Raw genomic sequence first — 19,017 nt, forward strand, 5'->3', positions numbered from 1 at the left:
ATCTTTAAGAAAGATGGCTACGACTATCAAGTCAATAAAAGTCAATTATTGTCCAGTAAACAACCTATTAGGAAGTAGCAGAGGCTTGACAAACCGGAATGGATGGTGGGGAATGATTTTCTCGCTGCGATCGCGCCAGGATGGTTGGGGATTTCTTGGAAAAAGGCCGCAAAATTTCTTAAAATAACTGGATACCACCTATGTTTCGACCAGCTCAGCACAAGTAGCGTTGGCCAAACTTGGGTTAAGGCCAGGTTCCATGGATTTGGGGAAGCTCGCTCCCCCACCGCCAGATAGCCAACGCCGGCGGGGAACATTTTGTTAATAAAAGTTCACCGTGTAACTTTTGTGTCGTATAGTACCAAAAGGTTGGCCCCTATTTTTTCCATGGGGCAACTATTCAATTAAGATAAATAACGATTTGGTCGCCTACGAAAATTTGAGGATTCGCAACATGGTGAAAAACCATTGCGGGCGCAAAATCGATAAACAATGCTGCTTGGGACAAGTTCCGCATCTGGCTAGAACAGTTTGGTAGAAAGTAGGGGGGATAACTGTTGCTGTTCATCCCGCTGGTACGACCCAAAACTGTTCCGGCTGCAGTGCCATGGTTCGCAAGTAGGGGCGGTTCGCGAACCGCCCCTTCCACACGTACCCACATTTGCGCCTTGTGGGTGTTGGTTGGATAGAGATGAAAATGCGGCACGTAACATTTGGGAACTTGCTTTAAGTACGGTGGGGCACACCGAAACTTCTGTCGGTGAGGCAGGAAACGCTTCCGGAGATTCGTCCGCTACGGTAGCTGGTGAAAGCCTGTTGCCGCAAGACGAATCGTTGAAGGAAGAATCCGCGTCTGCGACGAGCGCGGAGTGTCAACGTAAATGTAAATGCAAGGAGTGAAGAAGAACATGTCGGAGGCGATGGAGCCACTGACCGTACCGAAACAATTTTTCGGACCACCAGCAAGCGATTGGAACCCCACTCTACTTTTATTTCTAACTGCTGTGGTTTTGGTGGCAAGTTCTACAATTGGCTATTGGTGGGGAGATTGGCCCGGTTGGTTCTGTTTTGGTCTCAACGTGTCGGCATTACACATGGCAGGTACGGTAATTCACGACGCTTCCCACAATTCGGCCCATCGACGCCGATTTTTAAATGCCATTTTGGGACATAGCAGTGCTTTGATGTTGGGGTTTGCTTTCCCGGTGTTTACCCGGGTTCACCTGCAGCATCACGCTCACGTTAACGATCCCGAAAACGATCCCGACCATTTTGTGTCTACTGGTGGTCCTTTGTGGATGATTGCCGCACGTTTTTTTTACCACGAGGTGTTTTTCTTTAAACGCCGTTTGTGGCGCAAGTACGAGCTGTGGGAATGGCTGTTTAGTCGCCTGTTTTTGGTGGCTGTGGTCCTCGCTAGTATCCATTTTGGTTTCTTGGGTTTTATTTTGAATTATTGGTTTACGCCAGCTTTGGTGGTGGGATTGGCGTTGGGGTTGTTTTTTGATTATTTGCCCCACCGACCTTTTCAAGAACGCGATCGCTGGAAAAATGCACGGGTCTATCCCAGTTGGATTCTCAATATCTTAATTTTGGGACAAAATTACCACCTCATCCATCACCTCTGGCCTTCCATTCCCTGGTATCAATACCAACCGGCATACTACGCCACCAAACCTTTACTGGATCGAAAAGGTTGTACCCAGTCGTTGGGTTTGTTGGAAGGAAAAAGTTTCTGGAGCTTCCTTTACGACATATTCTTAGGCATTCGTTTTCACTCGCGGAAAACCCACTCTTAACTTGATTCCATTTCCAGAAACCAAGGTGCCATGGGAGGGACAAAGGTCCTTCCCTTTTTTTTCATGCTGTTTGACTGTTATTCCCTACAGGTAACGGGGTACAAACGACAAAATTCCGATTGGAACATTTGCCAAATCTTTTGGTGACCTTTGGCGTTAAAATGGGCGCGGGTACGGGTCCACAAATCGGGGTTTTGAAATTCCCGGGAAGGAACAAACATTAGTTCGCTGCCGGTGTGCAATGCGACCGTTTCTAGATAGGCTTTCAGCTCTTGCAAAGCTTGCAAATATCCCTCTCGTTCTTGTTGGGTAATGCGGTCGTATTCGTAGTGAATGGGAAAGGAAAAAATAATCGGTGGTTTGGCGCTGATGCGTTTGGCGATCGCGATCGCTTGTTCCAAATAATCTCCCTGAACGTGAGGCGTAAACACCGGAGGATTGCCATTGGTATCTTCAGCATAGGCTCGTTCGTAGGGAAAATCATCCATTCTAGCAGCCAGGCGATTGGTTCCCTTGCCGCGTTCGGGAAACAGCCGCATCAAAATAGAACGGGGAATTAAAGCAGAAACCGTCCAAAAGGCTGGATAGTTGCCAATGTATTCGATGCGCAAAAAATCGCGATGGCGGTACATCATAGAGAGATTCCCTAGCCTCCATTGTGCCTTGGCTTCTACAGCTTCGGTACGAGGTAAGGCCGCAATATCCAAACCAAATTTTTGTGGGTCTATAAAAGGAACGAATCGCTGCAGTTCGTAAATGGTTCCCGAAGCAGCATAGGCAGAAGTTTTTTGACCGGTTTCGCTCACCAAAAACTTGCTAGGCAAAACTTCAATAATAACGCGATCGATTTTTGCCACATTGGCTTTTTCCATCGCATCCAGCATGACCGTGGAAGATACCGTATCTCCCCCCGGCAAAGCCAAATTAAACGAACGCCAGGGGTCATCCAAAGCTTGGGATAGTTTTCCCATTACAATATCTTGATGGTCGTAGACGCCGCCACCTAGGAGGGTCGAATCTCCCACCCCAATGATTTTACGCTCGTCAGAAGCGATCGCTTGTTGCAAAATGGCACGCGAACCATGCAAAGCACTCACAGCAATGCGGGAATATTGGGGCGCAGCTATGCGAAATCCCACTTCTAAAAGCGCCAACCCCACGAAAAAAAATAGCAGAATTCGCTTCACCGAAACCCTCGGCAACCATCGAAAATAGCTAACATAAATTCCCCGCCGCGACGATGACATAATTGGCTAGCCTCCAACGTCAAAAACTGCTTAAAAATCAATATAAATAAATTCACTAACAGGCGCTCCGAAGCTGAGCACCAACCAAACATTCGCCACCATAATCAAGGCAATGCTAATTTCCAATAGAATTTGTTTCATAAAACACTCCGAACAACCAACTGCAAATACTGACCCACATCTTCTAAAGACCACATAAACAGACTCCACCCAAACCAAACGCAGGCCATGGTTAACCCATAACTACATGCAGTATAGATCTTACCGCTAACCCAGCGAGTTGGTAGGTGGGGTTTCATTTGGCTTGCGTATACCCGATGGATGGCCAGCAAGAAACCATGCCACAATCCCCACACAATAAAATTCCAATCCGCACCGTGCCATACACCAGAGACAAACATGGTGGTGATAATATTGAGCAAATTACGTACAAATCCAACGCGACTGCCTCCTAAAGGAATATAAATGTAGGTCAGCAACCAACTGTACAAACTAATATGCCAGTGTCGCCAAAAATCGGCAATATTGGTTCTCAAATAGGGAAAATGAAAGTTTTCTGGCAAATGAATGCCAAACAAACGAGCGCTGCCAATGGCAATGTCGCTATAGCCGGAAAAGTCCAAATAAATCCGAAATCCGTACAGAAAAATTGCACCGCTCAACAGAATAATATTTTGCGTTTTGTCGGGGGACCCAACTTCTTGGATTAAGGTGTTGAGATTGTCAGCAATGACGATTTTTTTGGCCAAGCCAACAATAATTCGGCAAATTCCTTCCAGAATATGGTGAATTTTGAACTTCTGCGCCAACCCCAGCTGTTCTTGAAATTGATCGTAGGTTTTAATCGGACCGGCAATTAGAGTAGGGAAAAAGAAAATAAAAGATATATAGTCAATGAAGGAAATATGTCCGATTTTGCCCTTAAATTTCTCCGCAGCAACTTGAATAAATTCAAACGTAAAAAACGAAATCCCTAATGGCGCGACAATGCGTTCCACTTCGGTCGCCACAAACATGCTTTTGATAAAGCTGCTGTATTTAAAATATCCCAGAACAAACACAAAGACAGGGATGGTTGCCAGCCATAGATATTTTTTGTAGTTGGCAGGAGCAACCGCCGTCATTTCCCCTGGGGAAGACAGCCGCATTGATTGGCTGTCAACTGATTCGGCTGTCGGTTGCTGGTTGGATTGGTAGTTGAGGGAATTGGTCGATTGCGTGGTATTTTGATAGCTAGCTGCCGTACTGTCTTTTTTTTGGGTTTGGGTTTCCCGCCAGGCATCCCAACCAAATAAGACAATCCAAGAGCCAACTGTAACGCTAGCAAGCAAAATCAACCAGTGGGAAGCGTAGTAGCCGTAACAAACAATGCCAGAAGTGGCCAAAATAGCTGGTTTGTATTTATGGTTGGCCAACCAATAAGCGATCGCTGTCACCAAGAGAAACAGCGCATAAAAAATTTCCCCGAAGATCATCCTTGAAATTGCCCCATCAATAGCTAATAGTTATTTTTTTGCCTGTTTTTTAGGTACATGTCATCTTGACGGCTGTAGCGCTGGCCATCATCCCACAGCGACTGTCCCATCGTCGCGATCGCGCGCAACATCCCCAACAAATAAAATCCCCCGCGCGCTGTCGTCGCCACCAGAGAACCACTTTTTTGACAGGGAGGTTGGCCCAAAACTTGGCAGTCAAAAATCAACTTAGCAAAGCGCCACCATTGTACGAATGAAAGATGTTTGCACGCCATCAAAAAGTGATTGTGGTAAAAAGTAATTTGATACTGTAACGAACGGGTACTGATATCGTGGCAGCCGCCAGTGGGTTCTCCCAAATGCACCAAATGCGCTTCCGGATCGTACCAAACCTTATATCCAGTGCGGCGCAGACCCAGACAAAAATCTGATTCTTCACGCACTGCACTTCCTTGGAAACGTTCGTCAAAAGCCATAGCGTATCGATCAAAAAGTTCCCGCCGGAACGACATATTGCACCCACGCGCCGAAATCACCCACTGCGGCTTCACCGTATGGACCAAATCCAACTGATACCAAGCCACAGCTGGGTCCATGGCTTGGGGAGGCAGTTCTTCAATTTGCTTGGCCCCTTGAGACTCCGCCAGTTTCATGCGATCGAAAATCCGACCGGCTACCGCACCCACCTCTGGCCGCGACTGGAAATTACGCACGTGCGCGTGTAGGAAACCTTTTGGCAATTGCACGTCATCATCAATAAATAGGATAATCTCTCCGCGCGCGCGACGAACCCCGTAATTGCGTGCGCCTGGCAAACTGGACCAATTGACGCAAAACCACTGGATTTTACCTTCGTTGCTCACTTGCTGCAAATACGCTTGCACTTGCGGCTGATGCTGTTGGGTTTGATCCACCACCAGCACTTCAAAATGGGGATAGTCCTGTTCGAGCAAGTCTTCTAAAGTATCTCGCAAGGGTTCCTCGCGAGCGTAAGTTGGTACGATAACGGAAACCAAAGGAAAAGTCATAAGGAAAAACCAAAATCTAACCAATCAAAAGTAAAAATTCATGGGAATCGCCATTCTCCAACGCGGATAGCTACGATTCCTCTTCCTCTTCTTGTTTTTTCCGTTCCATCTCCTGTCGGTCAATAACCGGTAGTTTGAACAAAACCCCAGCAAAAAACCAATAATAAACGGCTACTGGGTCCACATCCAAAGGATAGTAATACGTGTTATAGCTTATACATAACAAGAATACCCACAAACTGGCACCGTAACTACTAATATTGGGGTCTTTGAGGGAACGATAGGTTTTCCAACCAACCACAACCAAGGTAGTTACCAAAGCTAAAAACACCAGTGCTCCCGGAAGTCCAATTTCGTAGATAATTTTGGGGTAGTAGGTTTCTACCAGGGATGTATCTCCAAATATTCTGGCTGCGTTGGTAGCGCGTCCCACCCCTTCTCCAAAGAGCAAATCGTCCTTCGTAGCCCAGTCAAATTGGTGGACAATAAACTGATGGGGAGGGGATTTTTGCCAGCGTTCGACAAAACTGTCGATGCGTTGTTGAACCACCTCTGGGTTGCTAGTAGCTGCTCCCACAAGTAGCAAACCCAAGCCAACACCAATGGGAATAAAGCGTTTTAAATTGGCAATTTGTCCGGTGAGAACGAGCAAAATAACGGTCACGGTAGGCACCAAAGCCAAGGCAATCCGCTGTCCGGAAATTACGGCATTTAAAAAGACCAATCCCATGGCGACCATGCTAATCGGACGCCAAATCAATCGTGAAGAATCGCTAAAGGCGGAGGCAAAAGTCAAGAAGGCATTGGCAATCAAAAACCAGGCCCATTGCCAAGGAGCAACAAACGTTCCCGGAAGTCGAATCATATTAACTTGGGGACTAAAAAGTAAGGAACCGCCTACCAGGCACTTGGCTTCTAAGGTGGCTTTAAATAAATCTTCTCCGCTTAAATTTCGCGTTCCTACACATCTTCCCGAGTCCAGCATGTAATATTGCATGGCCCCCAAACAGCAGCAAATAATTGCTAAAACTACGTGGAGGCGACCGAGAAACAGCAGTTCTTTTTTGTTGCGAATTAAATAATAGCCGCACAGCATTAAGGGAATATAACCAATAAAAACCTTCAATCCCAAAATGCCTAATAAGATCGGTTGTTCGGGTACACAGCGACCGTTTTTCTCCCAGCTACAAGGGTCGAATTGGTCAGGAATGTTTCCCATTATTATGCTCAAGGCACAGACAATTAGAAGGAGGGTGAGGGGTGTTTTTAGCTGTTTGACGATTAAAATTGGGGTGTTGGTTTGCAGGCATCTTTGTACCAAACGCATTAAGGCAGGGATGTAAAAGCCGTCTTTGGCGAGCTGAAAAATGGCGTTGCCACCGGCTATCCAGTAAGTCACCGTACCGGCAAATGGCATGTAAATTAAAAACAACCACATGCCCATCCGCCAGTATTTATAAGATAGGGCCATGACAATGGTACCACCGCACCCGGCTAGGGCTAATTTGGGTTCGTCTATGGCATAGAAGGCACCCCCCAAAAGCAGTCCTAAAGCTGTAAAAGGCAGTAGGAATTGGATGAATTCTTTGATTTCTTTCTGACGCTGTTTCTGCCGCTGGCGTATTTCTTTCTTGCTGAGTTTTGGTTTTTCATTTTGCTGTTTTTTGTTTTTCTTTTTTTTCTTTTTTGCTTTGGATTTGGTAGGAGCCATGATGTTTCTAGGTGGATTTTCCTTTGACAAAGGTACCGGTAAGGTTTGGTAGATGACCCCGATTTGCATTGGTTTGCTGGTTTGGAAAGGATGGTTGGTGTTGCTATCCGCGTACCAAGGTATTGAGTTTGCGGATGGCGCGGCGATAGAAAGAATATGGTTTGTATATTTGGTTGTAAAACTGAAATCTTTTTAGTTGCTGCCAAAAGCGATCGCCATAGCTTTGAATTTGCTTTTCAAAACGTTTTTGGGCGTATTCATAAAGTTCGATATCCAAAGCATTGTACTGGCGAATCACTTCTAAAGTTTCCGCATCAATATGGGAGGAACCTGTCTTTTTTTTGGTCACATTCCTTTTCGTATAAAAAGGCATTTTCCAATCGAAAGCTAGCTGGCAAAGAATTAAGGTTTCGTCAAATCTTTCTGTGAATCCCACCACGGCAAAGTGTTTGTCGATATTTTCCTTAGCCAACGCCAACATATCTGGTTTCGCTTCCCCGAACTTGACTTGCCAAGCCACCCCCGACAAAAGCCGCGTTTGAATGTTATCGTAAAGAGGCGAATCTTCCCGGGAAACAAAGGCCTGCAAGCTCATTTTTTCTTGATTGACCACAAAATCGTAAAAATTATGATGGGGCGTTTCCCAAATGTAATAATAATCAGAAATAACGCGGCTTATGGGGTCGCGCAACATGGTAATATAGCGACAAGGACGGGGAAAATACTTGTGCATACCAAAATACATATGTCCTTTCAAAACCCGGAAAGCAGCGCGTTCTGTGGGGGGAAGATTTTGAAATTCTGCCATCGATTCCTCGTAGCGAGCGCCATTGGTGGTAAAAATCCCCTCCCCGGCGTATTGTCGTTCGATAATGTCGTTCAGGGTGCTACCGCCAGCTTTCCAAATATGTAGGAAAATCAGTCCTTCCCGGGTTGGTTGCGTGTTCTTCGCCATCTTTGATTCGTGCTTTGCTTGCTTCGTGCGCCAATATTCAACTGGAGTCAATCTGCTGCAATTCTAGCTTATTTCCGGGAAAACTCTAGGGAAGTAAGACCGCCGTTTCATCACGGGAACTTTTTGTTATGAGTGCCAATATGGACTCTACCAGCCAGCAGGCCATTTATCCCCAGGTTTCTGTTATTGTACCTGTTTACAATGGTGAAGCCGATTTGCCGGATTTGCTAGCTTGTCTGCGATCGCAAACCTATCCCTGCGACCGGGTAGAATATCTGTTGGTAGACAACAACAGCAGCGATCGCACGGCGGCTACCATCGAGCAAGCCATTGCCGAATTTCCAGTCAAAACCTATCTGCTGCAGGAAAAACAAATTCAGAGTTCCTATGCCGCACGCAATACTGGAATTCGTGCTGCCACCAGCGATATTCTAGCTTTTACCGACGCAGACTGTCGTCCCCAGCCGGATTGGTTGGAAAATCTGGTACAACCGTTTGCCAAAGGGGAAATTGGGATTGTCGTTGGAGAAATTGAAGCACTCCCCAGTCGGACATTTTGGGAAAAATATGCCGAATACCGGCAAGTGCTCTCCCAACAATATACCCTGCAGCATTTTTTTTATCCCTACGGTCAAACGGCCAATTTGGCACTGCGACGGGAAACGTTACAGGCAGTGGGATTGTTTCGCAGCCACCTCACCACTGGTGGCGATGCCGATTTATGCTGGCGCATCCAACAGCAAACTGCTTGGCAGCTACATTTCCAACCTGCAGCAGTGGTCAAACACCGCCACCGCAACACATTTGCAGATTTCATGGCTCAAATGCGCCGCTACGGCAAATCCAGTCGCTACCTCCACGACTTATATGGAATTGCCTTACTACCAGAACTTTCCCGACAGCAATATCTCTATCGCCTAGCGCGGTGGTTGTTGAAAGAAATTCCTACCAAAACCCCAAAAGCGATCGCGCCCAACAGTCAAACCCGTTGGTTCGATTTACTCCAAACCCCCATTAGCTTGCTGCAATCGAGAGCGCGCATCGCCGGACAGAAAGAAGCCAAACTCCCGGAAAAAGCCAAAGAAATTGAATATCTAGAATAATGGGCGATACTGGATTCGAACCAGTGACCCCTTCCGTGTGAAGGAAGTGCGCTACCGCTGCGCTAATCGCCCATGCTTACAATTTTCCTAGGATACCAGAAAAAAAGCGATCGCGCAATCCCCCAACCTTTTCTTTTTTTCCTATTCCTGCTGCGGGTACTCCTCCCACAAATTGGTGTTTTCGCGCAAACTGCAGTGGTTGCCATGTCCCAAAATCAAATGGTCCAATAAAGGAATCCCCAAAATCTGTCCCCCTTGTAACATTTGTCGGGTCAATTCAATATCCTCTTCACTGGGTTCCACACTTCCCGAAGGATGGTTGTGAGCAACAATGGCGCGGGTAGACCCCTGACGAATCACCTCCCGAAAAATCTCCCGGGGAGAAGCCAAAGTCTCCGTCGCTGTACCAATAGTCACAATCCGCGACCCCATCAAACGATTTTTGACATCCAAAAACAACACCGCAAAATGCTCTTGTGATTGCCACATCAAATCGTGGCTGAGAACTGCCGCCGCTGCTTGGGGACTATCAATAATTCTCCCTTCCGGTGGTTTGAGTTGAAAAACGCGCTTGCCTAACTCAATAGCCGCAATAATGGTTGTCGCTTTTGCCGGACCTACTCCCGGAATTTGCCTCAACTCGCCAATAGTCACATCCCGCAACATTTCCAACGGTTCCCGCTGGTTTTCCCCGAGTTGCTGCAGGATGTAATGACCCAATCCCACCGCCGAGAGTTTTCCCGGACCCTGACCCGTTCCCAACAAAATCGCCAACAGTTCTGCCGTGGAGAGCGTTTTCGGACCGCCAGCCATCAAGCGTTCTCGCGGTCTTTCGCTGCTTGGCAAATCGGCAATTCTCAGCTTGTATGTCATGGCTTGTACGCTACAAAACAAAGAATCTGTTTGGCCAAAGAGAAATTTCTACAATCATGACACAAAATGCTCTCCCAGATGGAATTTTTTTATGGATTTTCTTTTCGATTGGTAACTTGGACAGCAAACAAGAAAATTCGCCGCTGCCATTTATAGATTTCTTTTTCGTAGCGTAAACCAATTTTGGCAGCCACACGCATGGATGCTTGGTTTTGCGGGTCTATCAGCGAAATCAAGCGACTGCATCCCAATTTGTGAAAACCGTAGTTACGAATTGCCAGCGCCGCCTCCGTGGCCAATCCCTTTCCCCAATAAGCTTTTGCCAGCATGTAGCCAATTTCCACCTCCGCTACTCCCTCAATTTCTTGGGGAATCAAACCGCAGCGACCGATAAACCGACCGTTTTCCCGATAAATTGCGGCCCACAAACTAAAACCGTACTTTGGTTCCATCTCTAGATAGCGTTGCAAATGAGCTTGCGTTTCCTGACGCTGGTATGGTTTACCGCTAATGTAAATCATCACCTCGGGGTCGCTATACCGAGCCACCAAATCATCCAAATCATCCCACCGTAGTTTCCGCAGGTACAAACGAGGCGTTTCTAAGACAATCATGGCTGGGTTGCGCTGGCATCGTAGGAAATACGATAAATGCGATTGTTGGCTTCTTCAGTAAATAGCAAACTGCCATCGGGAAGTTCCAGCAATCCTACCGGTCTTCCCCAAGTTTTGGGAACCGTGGGGTCTAACACAAATCCCGTGAGGAAGTTTTCGTAGTAACCTTGAGGACGACCATTTTCGTTAAAAGGAACAAATACAAGTTTGTAGCCAGTCGCGCGATCGCGATTCCAAGAACCACGAAAAGCCACAAACGCGCCTTCATGGTATTTTTCGGGAAATTGCTCTCCCCGATAAAACGTCAATCCCAAAGCTGCCGAGTGAGAAGCAAACAATACATCCGGCATTTTTGTCTGTTTTACCAAATCCGGACGTTCGCTGGTACCGTTGTTGGTCCGGCGGGGGTCCAACAATTCTGGTTGAAAATAAGCGTAGGGCCAGCCGTAAAATTCTCCCTGGCGAATTCTGGTTAAATAATCGGGAACCAAGTCATCTCCCAGACCATCCCGTTCGTTGACGGTAACGTACAGTTGCTGGGTTTGGGGTTGTCAAACAGTGATTAATTTGCTAATATATATTCACAATGATCAACAAACGTTCAAATGAAATACGTACCGAGTAGAAAAGCTTCAGAAATACTGGGGCTTCATCCAAATACCTTACGAAAATATGCAAAAACAGGGAAAATCAACTTCATCAAAAACGAGGCTGGACAACGACTATACGATGTCGAGTCCTACGCCAAACAGCCAACGACAGCTAGAGTTATTTGCTACTGTCGAGTCTCAAGTTCAAAGCAACAAGACGACCTGCTCAGACAAGAGCAATACCTCCAAGAAAAATTCCCGCAAGCGGAAATCATCAAAGACATCGGCTCAGGACTCAACTACAAACGAAAAGGACTTAAAACCATACTACAGCGATGTTTGCAAGGAGATAGTATCAAACTTGTACTGTCCCATCGGGATCGACTTGTCCGCTTCGGCTTCGAGCTTATCGAGTTTATCATCGAATCCAGTGGTGGAGAAATCGTGGTTCTCAACAGTAAAGACAAGTCCTCCGAAACTGAACTTACCCAAGACCTACTATCAGTCCTGCACGTCTTTAGCTGTAGGATGCACGGAAGGCGAAGTTATTCAAAAGTCAAAGAAGATTCGTATTACCCCGACGACAGCCCAGAAGGCTATATTAAAGCACTGGTTCGGAGTCTCCAGATACGTCTTCAACAAGACAGTGGAGTATCTCAAACAACCAGAGACGAAAGCAAACTGGAAAGAAATCAAGGGCGGTATTCTGTCTAGCCTTCCAGAATGGGCAAAAACAGTGCCGTACCAAATCAAAAGTATCGCAGTCAAAGATGCTTGTACAGCGGTAAGGGAAGCAAAGAAAAAGACCGCAAATGGTCAACCGTCCTTCGTGAAGTTCAGGTCGAGGAAAGATCGAGTTCAGTCTTTCTATGTTCCTTCTAGCGCAATAAAAGAAAAAGGCGTTTACCACACCAAATTAGGTGTTCTAAATTATAGAGAAAGCCTACCAGAAGTCATTAAAGATTCAAGATTAATTCGACACCGAGGCCAATACTTCTTATGTGTTTCAACGGAAACACAAGTAACTCCCGCTGAGAGCCAAGGTGGGATTGTAGCCCTAGACCCAGGTGTGCGTACTTTTTTGACCTTTTATTCTCCGACTTGCTTTGGAAAGTTAGCCGATGGAGACTTCTCCCGCATTCAACGTCTTTGCCATCATTTAGACCAATTAGTTTCTAAGGCGTCAAAAGCGACTAGTCCCAGAAAACGCAGGCTTAAAAAAGCCTGTGACCGGATGAGAACGAAGATTAACAATTTAGTCAAAGAAGTTCACCATCAGGTCGCCAACTGGTTAACTCAAGAGTTTGATGTCATCCTTCTGCCAACTTTTGAAACCAGCCAAATGTCTTCTAGAGCTGGTCGTAAATTCAGGTCTAAGACGGTTAGAGCCATGCTTACATGGAATCATTACCGATTTCAACAGTTTTTGTTGCACAAAGCAAAAGAGCGTAACAAGACTGTCTTATTGGTGAATGAAGCCTACACTAGCAAAACGGTTTCTTGGACGGGAGAAATCGTCAAGAACTTAGGTGGTCGTAAAAAGATTAAGTCACCTTCCACGCAAGAATGGATGGATCGTGACCTTAATGGTGGGAATTTTTCTCAAAGCTTTGGTAGATAGTCCCTCTCTTGAATTCGTCAAGAGTGCATTTGTTAACATGTAATTGTATTTGTTAACGAAAAACTATCGGTCGGTTGAGGTTGTCGGCAAAGACGTTTACTTGAAAGCCTGGGGGAAGGTTGAGGGTGGGATGGTTGGGAATATTGGCAATTTGCGGCGGTTTGGAGGCGCTTTGGCTGTGGAAGGGTTTTGGGAGGTCGCCGATGCGGATGCGAATGGGGTCTGGGGAAATGGGTTGGGTGGCGATCGCTTTTTCTGGTGGAACGGTGGGTGTTGGCGTAGAATTGTCTGGGGTAGTATCGGTGGTTGTGGGTGTGACGGGTTCGATGCTGGTTTCTTGGGAGGTTGGCTGGCAGGCAGCTACGGTGGCACTCACGCCTATGGCGAAGGCAAATCGCTTCCAAGGGGAAAGGTTTGGGAGAATATTCATGTTGGCGGATAGGCAGGAAATATACCGGGTGGCAAGCGATCGCAGGATAACATGAAAAATGTGGCGTTGCTGGCACCCGCCATTGCAGGTGTGGGAATTGCGATGCCTACTTGGAAAAGAACCGAACCCCACTTTTTGTGGGAATTTTTTATAGTAAAAGTAAAGCAAAGGTTAGATGTTGCGGTCGAAATTCTCAAGAAAAAGGAGGGTGATGGATATGGTACAACTAACACGTTGGGATCCGTTCCGCGAAATTGATAACCTGCAACGGGAAGTCAATCAATTATTTGAAACTTTCCCAACTTTAGAACGGCGTTCTCGTAACAACTATACCTTCGCGCCGGCAGCAGAACTCCACGAAACATCCGATGCGGTTCAGCTGAAACTAGAAGTTCCCGGCATTGACCCCAAAGACTTGGATATTCAAGCCACTGCAGAATCGGTTTCTATCAGTGGCGAACGGAAGTCGGAAGAAACAAGCGAGGATGGCGGTATCCATCGTAGCGAATTCTACTACGGTAAGTTTCAGCGGGTGATTCCCTTACCTTGCCGCATCCAAAACAACAACATTGAAGCCAATTACAAAGATGGCGTCTTGCATCTGAACTTACCCAAAGCGGAAGAAGAGAAAAATAAAGTCGTCAAAGTAGACATCAAATCGTAGTCGCAGCGTTACGACATTGTAGAAGTTGGGCACAGTAAGAATAGAACGGACTGAAGGAATTCTCCGGTTGGGAAGTTTGGATAATTAGACAACGGTTTTTTAGGGTGTGGGAACTGCTCCTACACCCTTTTTTTTGGGTTGGGATATTTTTGGCTTTTTGTCAAAATCGAGCCAAAATTTGCTATTCGCTATTGCCAACTTGCTCTACGATGGGAGAATTAAGCCACGAAATTTGGAAAAGGCAACTAAGACAAGCTGCTATCTCCGGCCATCTTGGGATCGAGAAATCTGCTCTGGTTGGGGATGAATCGCGATCGCGCTACCAAAATATAGTATCCTAGAGAATTTGAAGCCAAGTCGCAGTGGAAGGAAAAATTCTTGAAACTTCTGTTTCTTTCAACGCCAGTAGGTACTTTGGGGTCTGGTTTGGGGGGTGGGGTGGAACTTACCCTGTACAATATTGCCGTGGAAATGCGCCAGCGGGGACATAGCGTGACGGTGGTAGCACCGGAAGGGTCGCAATTGGGGGAGATTCCCATCGCACCAATTGCTGGCAACCTGCAGGTAACAGCCCAAAGTCAATTGTACAACAGTTCCATTTCCATTCCTCCTGATGCGGTTTTGGGGAATATGTGGGCCTACGCGCGCGAGGTACAGCATAAGTATGATTTGCTGGTGAATTTTGCCTTCGATTGGTTGCCTTTCTATCTGACGCCGTTTTTTGCTACACCAATTGCGCATTTTGTGAGTATGGGGTCGCTTTCGGAGGCGATGGATCGGGAGATGGTGAAGGTAGCCGAACAGTTTCCCGGAACTGTTGGGGTTTACACGCGATCGCAAGCGGATACCTTTCCCAACGGCGATCGCTTTTGGTGTTTGGGAAGCGGCATTGACTTGCGTTTGTACGAGTTTTGCGAACAGCCACAGGCCCAACTGGCATGGGTGGCCCGTATTTCCCCGGAGAAAGGATTGGAAGATGCGATGGCGGCGGCGCAAACGACGGGGATTCCCTTAAAAGTATTGGGAAAAATGCAGGATGAAAGCTACTGGCAGCGGGTTTGCCAGCAATATCCCAACGCGCCGGTAGACTATGCAGGATTTTTTCCCACCGACCAGTTACAGCAACATTTGCGCCAGTGTCAGGCTTTGTTGATGACCCCCCGGTGGGTGGAGGCGTTTGGCAATGTGGCGATTGAGGCGCTAGCCTGTGGCGTACCGGTGATTGCTTACAGTCGCGGGGGTCCTGCGGAAATTATTGAAAATGGCAAAACTGGGTGGTTGGTGGAACCGGATAATATTGATGGGTTGATCGCTGCGATCGCGAAGTTAGACCGTCTCGACCGTCGCACTTGCCGGCAAGTTGCGGAAGAACAATATTCTCTAACGGCATTAGGCGATCGCTTTGAAGATTGGTTTTTCCACCTCCTGGAGACCTTTGGCAACCAGAAATTCCTATAGGAGACGATGCTGCAAATGCCACCTCCCCTACAATCGGGAGATTTGCTCAAAGTTATTGCACCCAGCGGTTGCTTGCAAGACTGGGAAGCCATTGAAGCTGGGATGGAGATTTGGCGACAGCAAGGGTACCGCGTGGAACCCACCCCCGGCTGTGGCGATCGCTGGGGATACTTAGCTGGCAGCGACGATAACCGCAGAGCACAATTGGTGGCAGCTTGGCAAGACCCCCACTGCAAAGGCATTCTCTGTGCCAGGGGGGGATACGGCAGCGCGCGTTTGCTGGAACGTTGGTCTTGGTCTCCCCATGTTCCCAAATGGTTGGTGGGATTTTCCGATGTGACCGGTTTGCTGTGGCGTTTGTATTCCCAGGGAATTGCCAGCGTTCACGGTCCGTTGCTAGCTACTTTGGCGTCGGAACCGGCTTGGTCGCAGCAGCGGTTGTTCGACGGATTGCGGGGAAAATTGCTAGACCCTTTGTGGGGAGATCCCTGGCAGGGGGGGTTGGCAACGGGAAGGTTGCTGCCGGCGAATTTAACGGTGGCTACCCATTTGTTGGGAACACCGATCCAACCGCCACTGGATGGGGTGATTTTGGCGTTGGAAGATACGGCGGAAGCTCCCTATCGCATCGATCGCATGCTCACCCAGTGGCGCATGTTAGACGTGTTGCCGCAAGTGCGCGGCATTGCTTTGGGTCGTTTTAGTCGCTGCCATGCCAGTGGCAAGTATCCCAGTTTGACGGTGGAGGAGGTATTGCGCGATCGCTTGCTTGGTTATCTCGATGGTCCCATGGTGGCCAATTTGCCTTTCGGTCACGATGGGGTGAATGCGGCGTTGCCGGTGGGAAGTTGGGTACGTTTGGATGGCGATCGCGGTTGTTTGTCCCAATTAAGTTTCACGCCCCATAGCTATTAAGATTTGATACAATTAGAGTGTTTTTCAAAGAATTTGTGGTATGGCTGTAAAAATTGGATTTGCCCTGCTGTGGCTGGCCTTGGTTCTGTACGCCTTTTTCCTAGCACCTCCCAGCGACCCCAACACCGTCAACTTAATTCGCGATTTATCGTTTTTTGAAACCGAAGATATCAATCCCCTTCTGGTTTCGCTATTCAATTTAATGGGAATTTTGCCATTGATGTATTTACCGTTTTTGCTGGTGGATGGAAAAGGTCAAAAACTGCCAGCGTGGCTGTTTGCCTTAATTTCCTTTGGGGTGGGTGCCTTTGCCATTTTGCCGTATTTGGCGTTGCGCGAACCGCCAGTGCGGTTTCCGGGAACCAAAAATTGGTGGCTGAAAATTCTCGACTCCCGCTTGTTGGGAATTTTTCTCAGTGCCGCTTTTATTGGGGTCTTGGTTGGCGGTTTGCTGGCTGGGGATTGGGGAGATTTTCTGCGGCAGTGGCAAACCAGTCGGTTTGTTAACGTGATGAGTTTGGATTTTTGTTTGCTGGTTTTGCTTTTTCCGGCCCTGCTGCAAGATGATTTGGTCAGGCGGGGACTGGACAGGGTAAAATTTCTGCAAGCATTGTTGTGGGTGCCTATGGTCGGACCTTTGATTTATTTTTGCATTCGACCGCCACTGGCAGAAAGCGACAATACCAGCTCCGAACAGGTAGCCACCGGCAGTTCCCCAACCTAGCTGGAGAAACGTTTGGCCGATAGCCGTAGGGAACTTGAGCTTTTCATTTGGATCGACTTGGTTGCCATCAAGGATGAATCTAGTTCAAGACAGTCCCCAGTTCCAAGCATAATCAGCCACCCCGCTATGCCTGGCCAAGTGGTGGGGAGAGTGGGTTGAGCAAGGAGAAGTGACTGTTGCTACACCAGACACATTGCATACCCATCTAACTATCTTCTTTTTGAGGTTGAACGTTGGAAAAACTGACAATATAACGATAGCCGAGTTCGGGATTGCCTTTCACCCAAATTTGACCGCCATGCATGGAAGTTAGCTGGCAGCTCAACCACAGTTCCAGCAAATCTCGGTTGTTTTCTTGGTTGGCTTCTAGTTGCATTTGCTCTAGCAGCTGTTCCATTGCCACCACTTGCGGTGCAACCAAATTGGCAACGCCATCGTCGGCGGCATGACGTTGTCTTTTTCTGGATTTGGGGGGTTCGGTAGCAGGCTGGGTTTTGGGAACTGGCAGGTGGCAGGGATAGTTTTCTGGCGCGGGGATGCCATCTCCCAGCCACAGGTGGGAAAACCAAACGGCAATGTTGAGATGTTCGTCTTTGCGGGAAACATGCAGGCGAACTGTGCAAGCGGCTTCCGCGGCTTTGATGACACTGAGGGTTAGATGGTAGAGGATTTGGCGAACTTTGGTGCGATCGAGGAACCAAATGCGATCGCCGGGTTCTACGGTTAATTGTAGTTGCTGGCGGTTGCGAGCCGCGAGGGGTTCTAAATTTTTAACCACCTGCTGGCAGAGCATTTCTATATCTACTGGGGTGGTTTGAATCTGGGAGAAACCGCTATCTAGCTGCCGCAGTTCCAAGACTTCTTCGACCAAGGCAAGCAAATACTGACCGCTGCTGTAGATGGTATCGAGATATTCTTTTTGTTTGGTTTTCAAAGCGCCGTAAATTTCGCTGTTGAGAACGCTGGTCATCCCCATAATGGAACTGAGGGGATTGCGCAGTTCGTTGAGCAAATCGGTAATGAGTTCTTGATGGAGAAATCGGTCGGTGGTGGGTTGGATGCTGTGCAGGCGTTGGGTTTCCAGGTCTTTCATGGCATTGCTGGCGACCAATTCCAAAAATTGGATATCTTTCTCGCTAAAACTGCGAGGTGCCAAATCCATAACCGCCAGGGTGCCAATACAAATACGTTCGCTTTTCACCTGGTTCCCTTCCACACCGTAATGGGTAAACAAAGGAACGCCAAGGTAGGCACGAATGCCCCATTTCTGCAAAAATTTGCTATTGGTAAAAGTAGAGTCGGCAGCGGTATCCCGCAGTGCCAGCACCTGCTCGGATGCCACTACCCGGCTGCAAAAGGCATCTTTATGGGGGATCTTTTTCGGCTGCGGCGTATCGTCAAAAATGGCTAGCTGCGACCACCCCAAACTGGCTTTGACCCATTGGTAGTGACGGTCGGGGATACTGATAATGCAAATCGGTACTTCCAGAAATTTGGCTGCGGTTTTGACGGCTTCGTCAAATTCGGGGAGGTGTTGGTATTGAAGCAAACCAGACGCCGCTAGCAGGGAGAGGCGCTTGGTTTCGTTTTCGTTTGGGTTCTGAATCTGGGGAACTGCCATTAACACTTGCTTTTCCTGATGCGAACTAAGTAGCGATTGGGGAATGAAATGGGAGGCTTCTGCACTCCTTGCAGGCACGGAAAGTTGTTCTGGAAACAATATCCTGCCTATAGGTAAAGTACCCACATGGGGAAGACGATAACAGGATTTTTGGGAGAATGTATCCGGATACAGCTCTACAAGCCGGTT

General features: G+C 47.6%; 17 protein-coding genes, 1 tRNA gene and 2 pseudogenes. 9 read left to right on the forward strand and 11 right to left on the reverse strand.

Annotation, left to right across the window (positions count from 1 at the left end; all coding sequences use genetic code 11):
• Positions 1-412: 412 nt before the first annotated feature.
• Together AS151_RS22755 and crtR are read left to right on the forward strand one after the other, a co-directional pair.
• Positions 413-900: pseudogene (locus AS151_RS22755) on the forward strand (transposase); the annotation flags it as partial.
• Positions 901-908: 8 nt separating this feature from the next.
• A complete protein-coding gene (gene crtR / locus AS151_RS06675; RefSeq protein WP_071516273.1) occupies positions 909-1,799 on the forward strand; it encodes a beta-carotene hydroxylase in 891 nt (296 codons plus the stop codon).
• A gap of 77 nt (positions 1,800-1,876) precedes the next feature.
• On the opposite strand, the gene AS151_RS06680 is transcribed toward crtR, so the two are convergent.
• From AS151_RS06680 to AS151_RS06700, 5 genes are all read right to left on the reverse strand, one after another.
• Positions 1,877-3,046 (reverse strand): hypothetical protein, encoded by a 1,170-nt coding sequence (locus tag AS151_RS06680; RefSeq protein ID WP_071516274.1) that lies wholly within the window; start codon positions 3,044-3,046, stop codon positions 1,877-1,879.
• 137 nt (positions 3,047-3,183) lie between these two features.
• Positions 3,184-4,521, reverse strand: coding sequence for an MBOAT family O-acyltransferase (locus AS151_RS06685; RefSeq protein ID WP_071516275.1), 1,338 nt, complete (start codon positions 4,519-4,521; stop codon positions 3,184-3,186).
• Positions 4,522-4,544: 23 nt separating this feature from the next.
• Positions 4,545-5,549 carry a hormogonium polysaccharide biosynthesis glycosyltransferase HpsN gene (gene hpsN / locus AS151_RS06690; protein ID WP_071516311.1) on the reverse strand — a complete coding sequence of 335 codons (1,005 nt, stop codon included), beginning with the start codon at positions 5,547-5,549 and terminating at the stop codon, positions 4,545-4,547.
• A gap of 70 nt (positions 5,550-5,619) precedes the next feature.
• Positions 5,620-7,260 (reverse strand): hormogonium polysaccharide biosynthesis protein HpsL, encoded by a 1,641-nt coding sequence (hpsL, locus tag AS151_RS06695; protein ID WP_244532925.1) that lies wholly within the window; start codon positions 7,258-7,260, stop codon positions 5,620-5,622.
• 103 nt (positions 7,261-7,363) lie between these two features.
• A complete protein-coding gene (locus AS151_RS06700; RefSeq protein ID WP_275527976.1) occupies positions 7,364-8,266 on the reverse strand; it encodes a sulfotransferase family 2 domain-containing protein in 903 nt (300 codons plus the stop codon).
• Positions 8,267-8,343: 77 nt separating this feature from the next.
• Here AS151_RS06700 and AS151_RS06705 point away from each other — a divergent pair, with 77 nt between their 5' ends.
• Entirely contained in the window at positions 8,344-9,318 is a 975-nt protein-coding gene (locus AS151_RS06705) for a glycosyltransferase (RefSeq protein WP_071516277.1), read from the forward strand.
• On the opposite strand, the gene AS151_RS06710 is transcribed toward AS151_RS06705, so the two are convergent.
• The 4 genes and pseudogenes from AS151_RS06710 to AS151_RS06725 form a co-directional block, all read right to left on the reverse strand.
• Positions 9,319-9,390, reverse strand: a tRNA-Val gene (locus AS151_RS06710).
• Positions 9,391-9,459: 69 nt separating this feature from the next.
• Positions 9,460-10,191 carry a DNA repair protein RadC gene (gene radC / locus AS151_RS06715; RefSeq protein WP_071516278.1) on the reverse strand — a complete coding sequence of 244 codons (732 nt, stop codon included), beginning with the start codon at positions 10,189-10,191 and terminating at the stop codon, positions 9,460-9,462.
• An 89-nt stretch (positions 10,192-10,280) separates the two neighbouring features.
• Positions 10,281-10,805, reverse strand: coding sequence for a GNAT family N-acetyltransferase (locus AS151_RS06720; protein WP_071516279.1), 525 nt, complete (start codon positions 10,803-10,805; stop codon positions 10,281-10,283).
• Positions 10,802-11,353, reverse strand: a pseudogene (locus AS151_RS06725) (sorbosone dehydrogenase family protein); the annotation flags it as partial. The pseudogene AS151_RS06725 and the gene AS151_RS06720, both read right to left, overlap by 4 nt.
• A 57-nt stretch (positions 11,354-11,410) precedes the next feature.
• Between AS151_RS06725 and AS151_RS20680 the strand changes: the two are divergent.
• Together AS151_RS20680 and AS151_RS06730 are read left to right on the forward strand one after the other, a co-directional pair.
• Positions 11,411-12,109 carry an IS607 family transposase gene (locus tag AS151_RS20680; RefSeq protein ID WP_139240541.1) on the forward strand — a complete coding sequence of 233 codons (699 nt, stop codon included), beginning with the start codon at positions 11,411-11,413 and terminating at the stop codon, positions 12,107-12,109.
• Entirely contained in the window at positions 11,994-13,016 is a 1,023-nt protein-coding gene (locus AS151_RS06730; protein ID WP_244532927.1) for a transposase, read from the forward strand. Before AS151_RS20680 ends, AS151_RS06730 begins: the two co-directional genes overlap by 116 nt.
• A gap of 52 nt (positions 13,017-13,068) precedes the next feature.
• On the opposite strand, the gene AS151_RS06735 is transcribed toward AS151_RS06730, so the two are convergent.
• Entirely contained in the window at positions 13,069-13,446 is a 378-nt protein-coding gene (locus AS151_RS06735) for a hypothetical protein (RefSeq protein ID WP_139240543.1), read from the reverse strand.
• A gap of 217 nt (positions 13,447-13,663) precedes the next feature.
• Here AS151_RS06735 and AS151_RS06740 point away from each other — a divergent pair, with 217 nt between their 5' ends.
• The 4 genes from AS151_RS06740 (at position 13,664) to AS151_RS06760 (ending at position 17,207) form a co-directional block, all read left to right on the forward strand.
• Positions 13,664-14,110 (forward strand): Hsp20/alpha crystallin family protein, encoded by a 447-nt coding sequence (locus AS151_RS06740; protein WP_071516313.1) that lies wholly within the window; start codon positions 13,664-13,666, stop codon positions 14,108-14,110.
• Positions 14,111-14,488: 378 nt separating this feature from the next.
• Positions 14,489-15,568 (forward strand): glycosyltransferase family 4 protein, encoded by a 1,080-nt coding sequence (locus AS151_RS06750; RefSeq protein ID WP_071516282.1) that lies wholly within the window; start codon positions 14,489-14,491, stop codon positions 15,566-15,568.
• Positions 15,569-15,583: 15 nt separating this feature from the next.
• Positions 15,584-16,483: an LD-carboxypeptidase gene (locus AS151_RS06755; protein ID WP_084639442.1), complete on the forward strand. Its 900-nt coding sequence runs from the start codon at positions 15,584-15,586 to the stop codon at positions 16,481-16,483.
• A gap of 40 nt (positions 16,484-16,523) precedes the next feature.
• Positions 16,524-17,207 (forward strand): DUF2834 domain-containing protein, encoded by a 684-nt coding sequence (locus AS151_RS06760; RefSeq protein WP_071516284.1) that lies wholly within the window; start codon positions 16,524-16,526, stop codon positions 17,205-17,207.
• Between the two features lie 205 nt (positions 17,208-17,412).
• On the opposite strand, the gene AS151_RS06765 is transcribed toward AS151_RS06760, so the two are convergent.
• Positions 17,413-18,906 (reverse strand): GAF domain-containing sensor histidine kinase, encoded by a 1,494-nt coding sequence (locus tag AS151_RS06765; protein WP_139240544.1) that lies wholly within the window; start codon positions 18,904-18,906, stop codon positions 17,413-17,415.
• Between the last annotated feature and the right edge of the window lie 111 nt (positions 18,907-19,017).

It is taken from the genome of Geitlerinema sp. PCC 9228, from assembly GCF_001870905.1.
In the GTDB taxonomy this organism is placed as follows: Bacteria; Cyanobacteriota; Cyanobacteriia; order Cyanobacteriales; family PCC-9228; genus PCC-9228.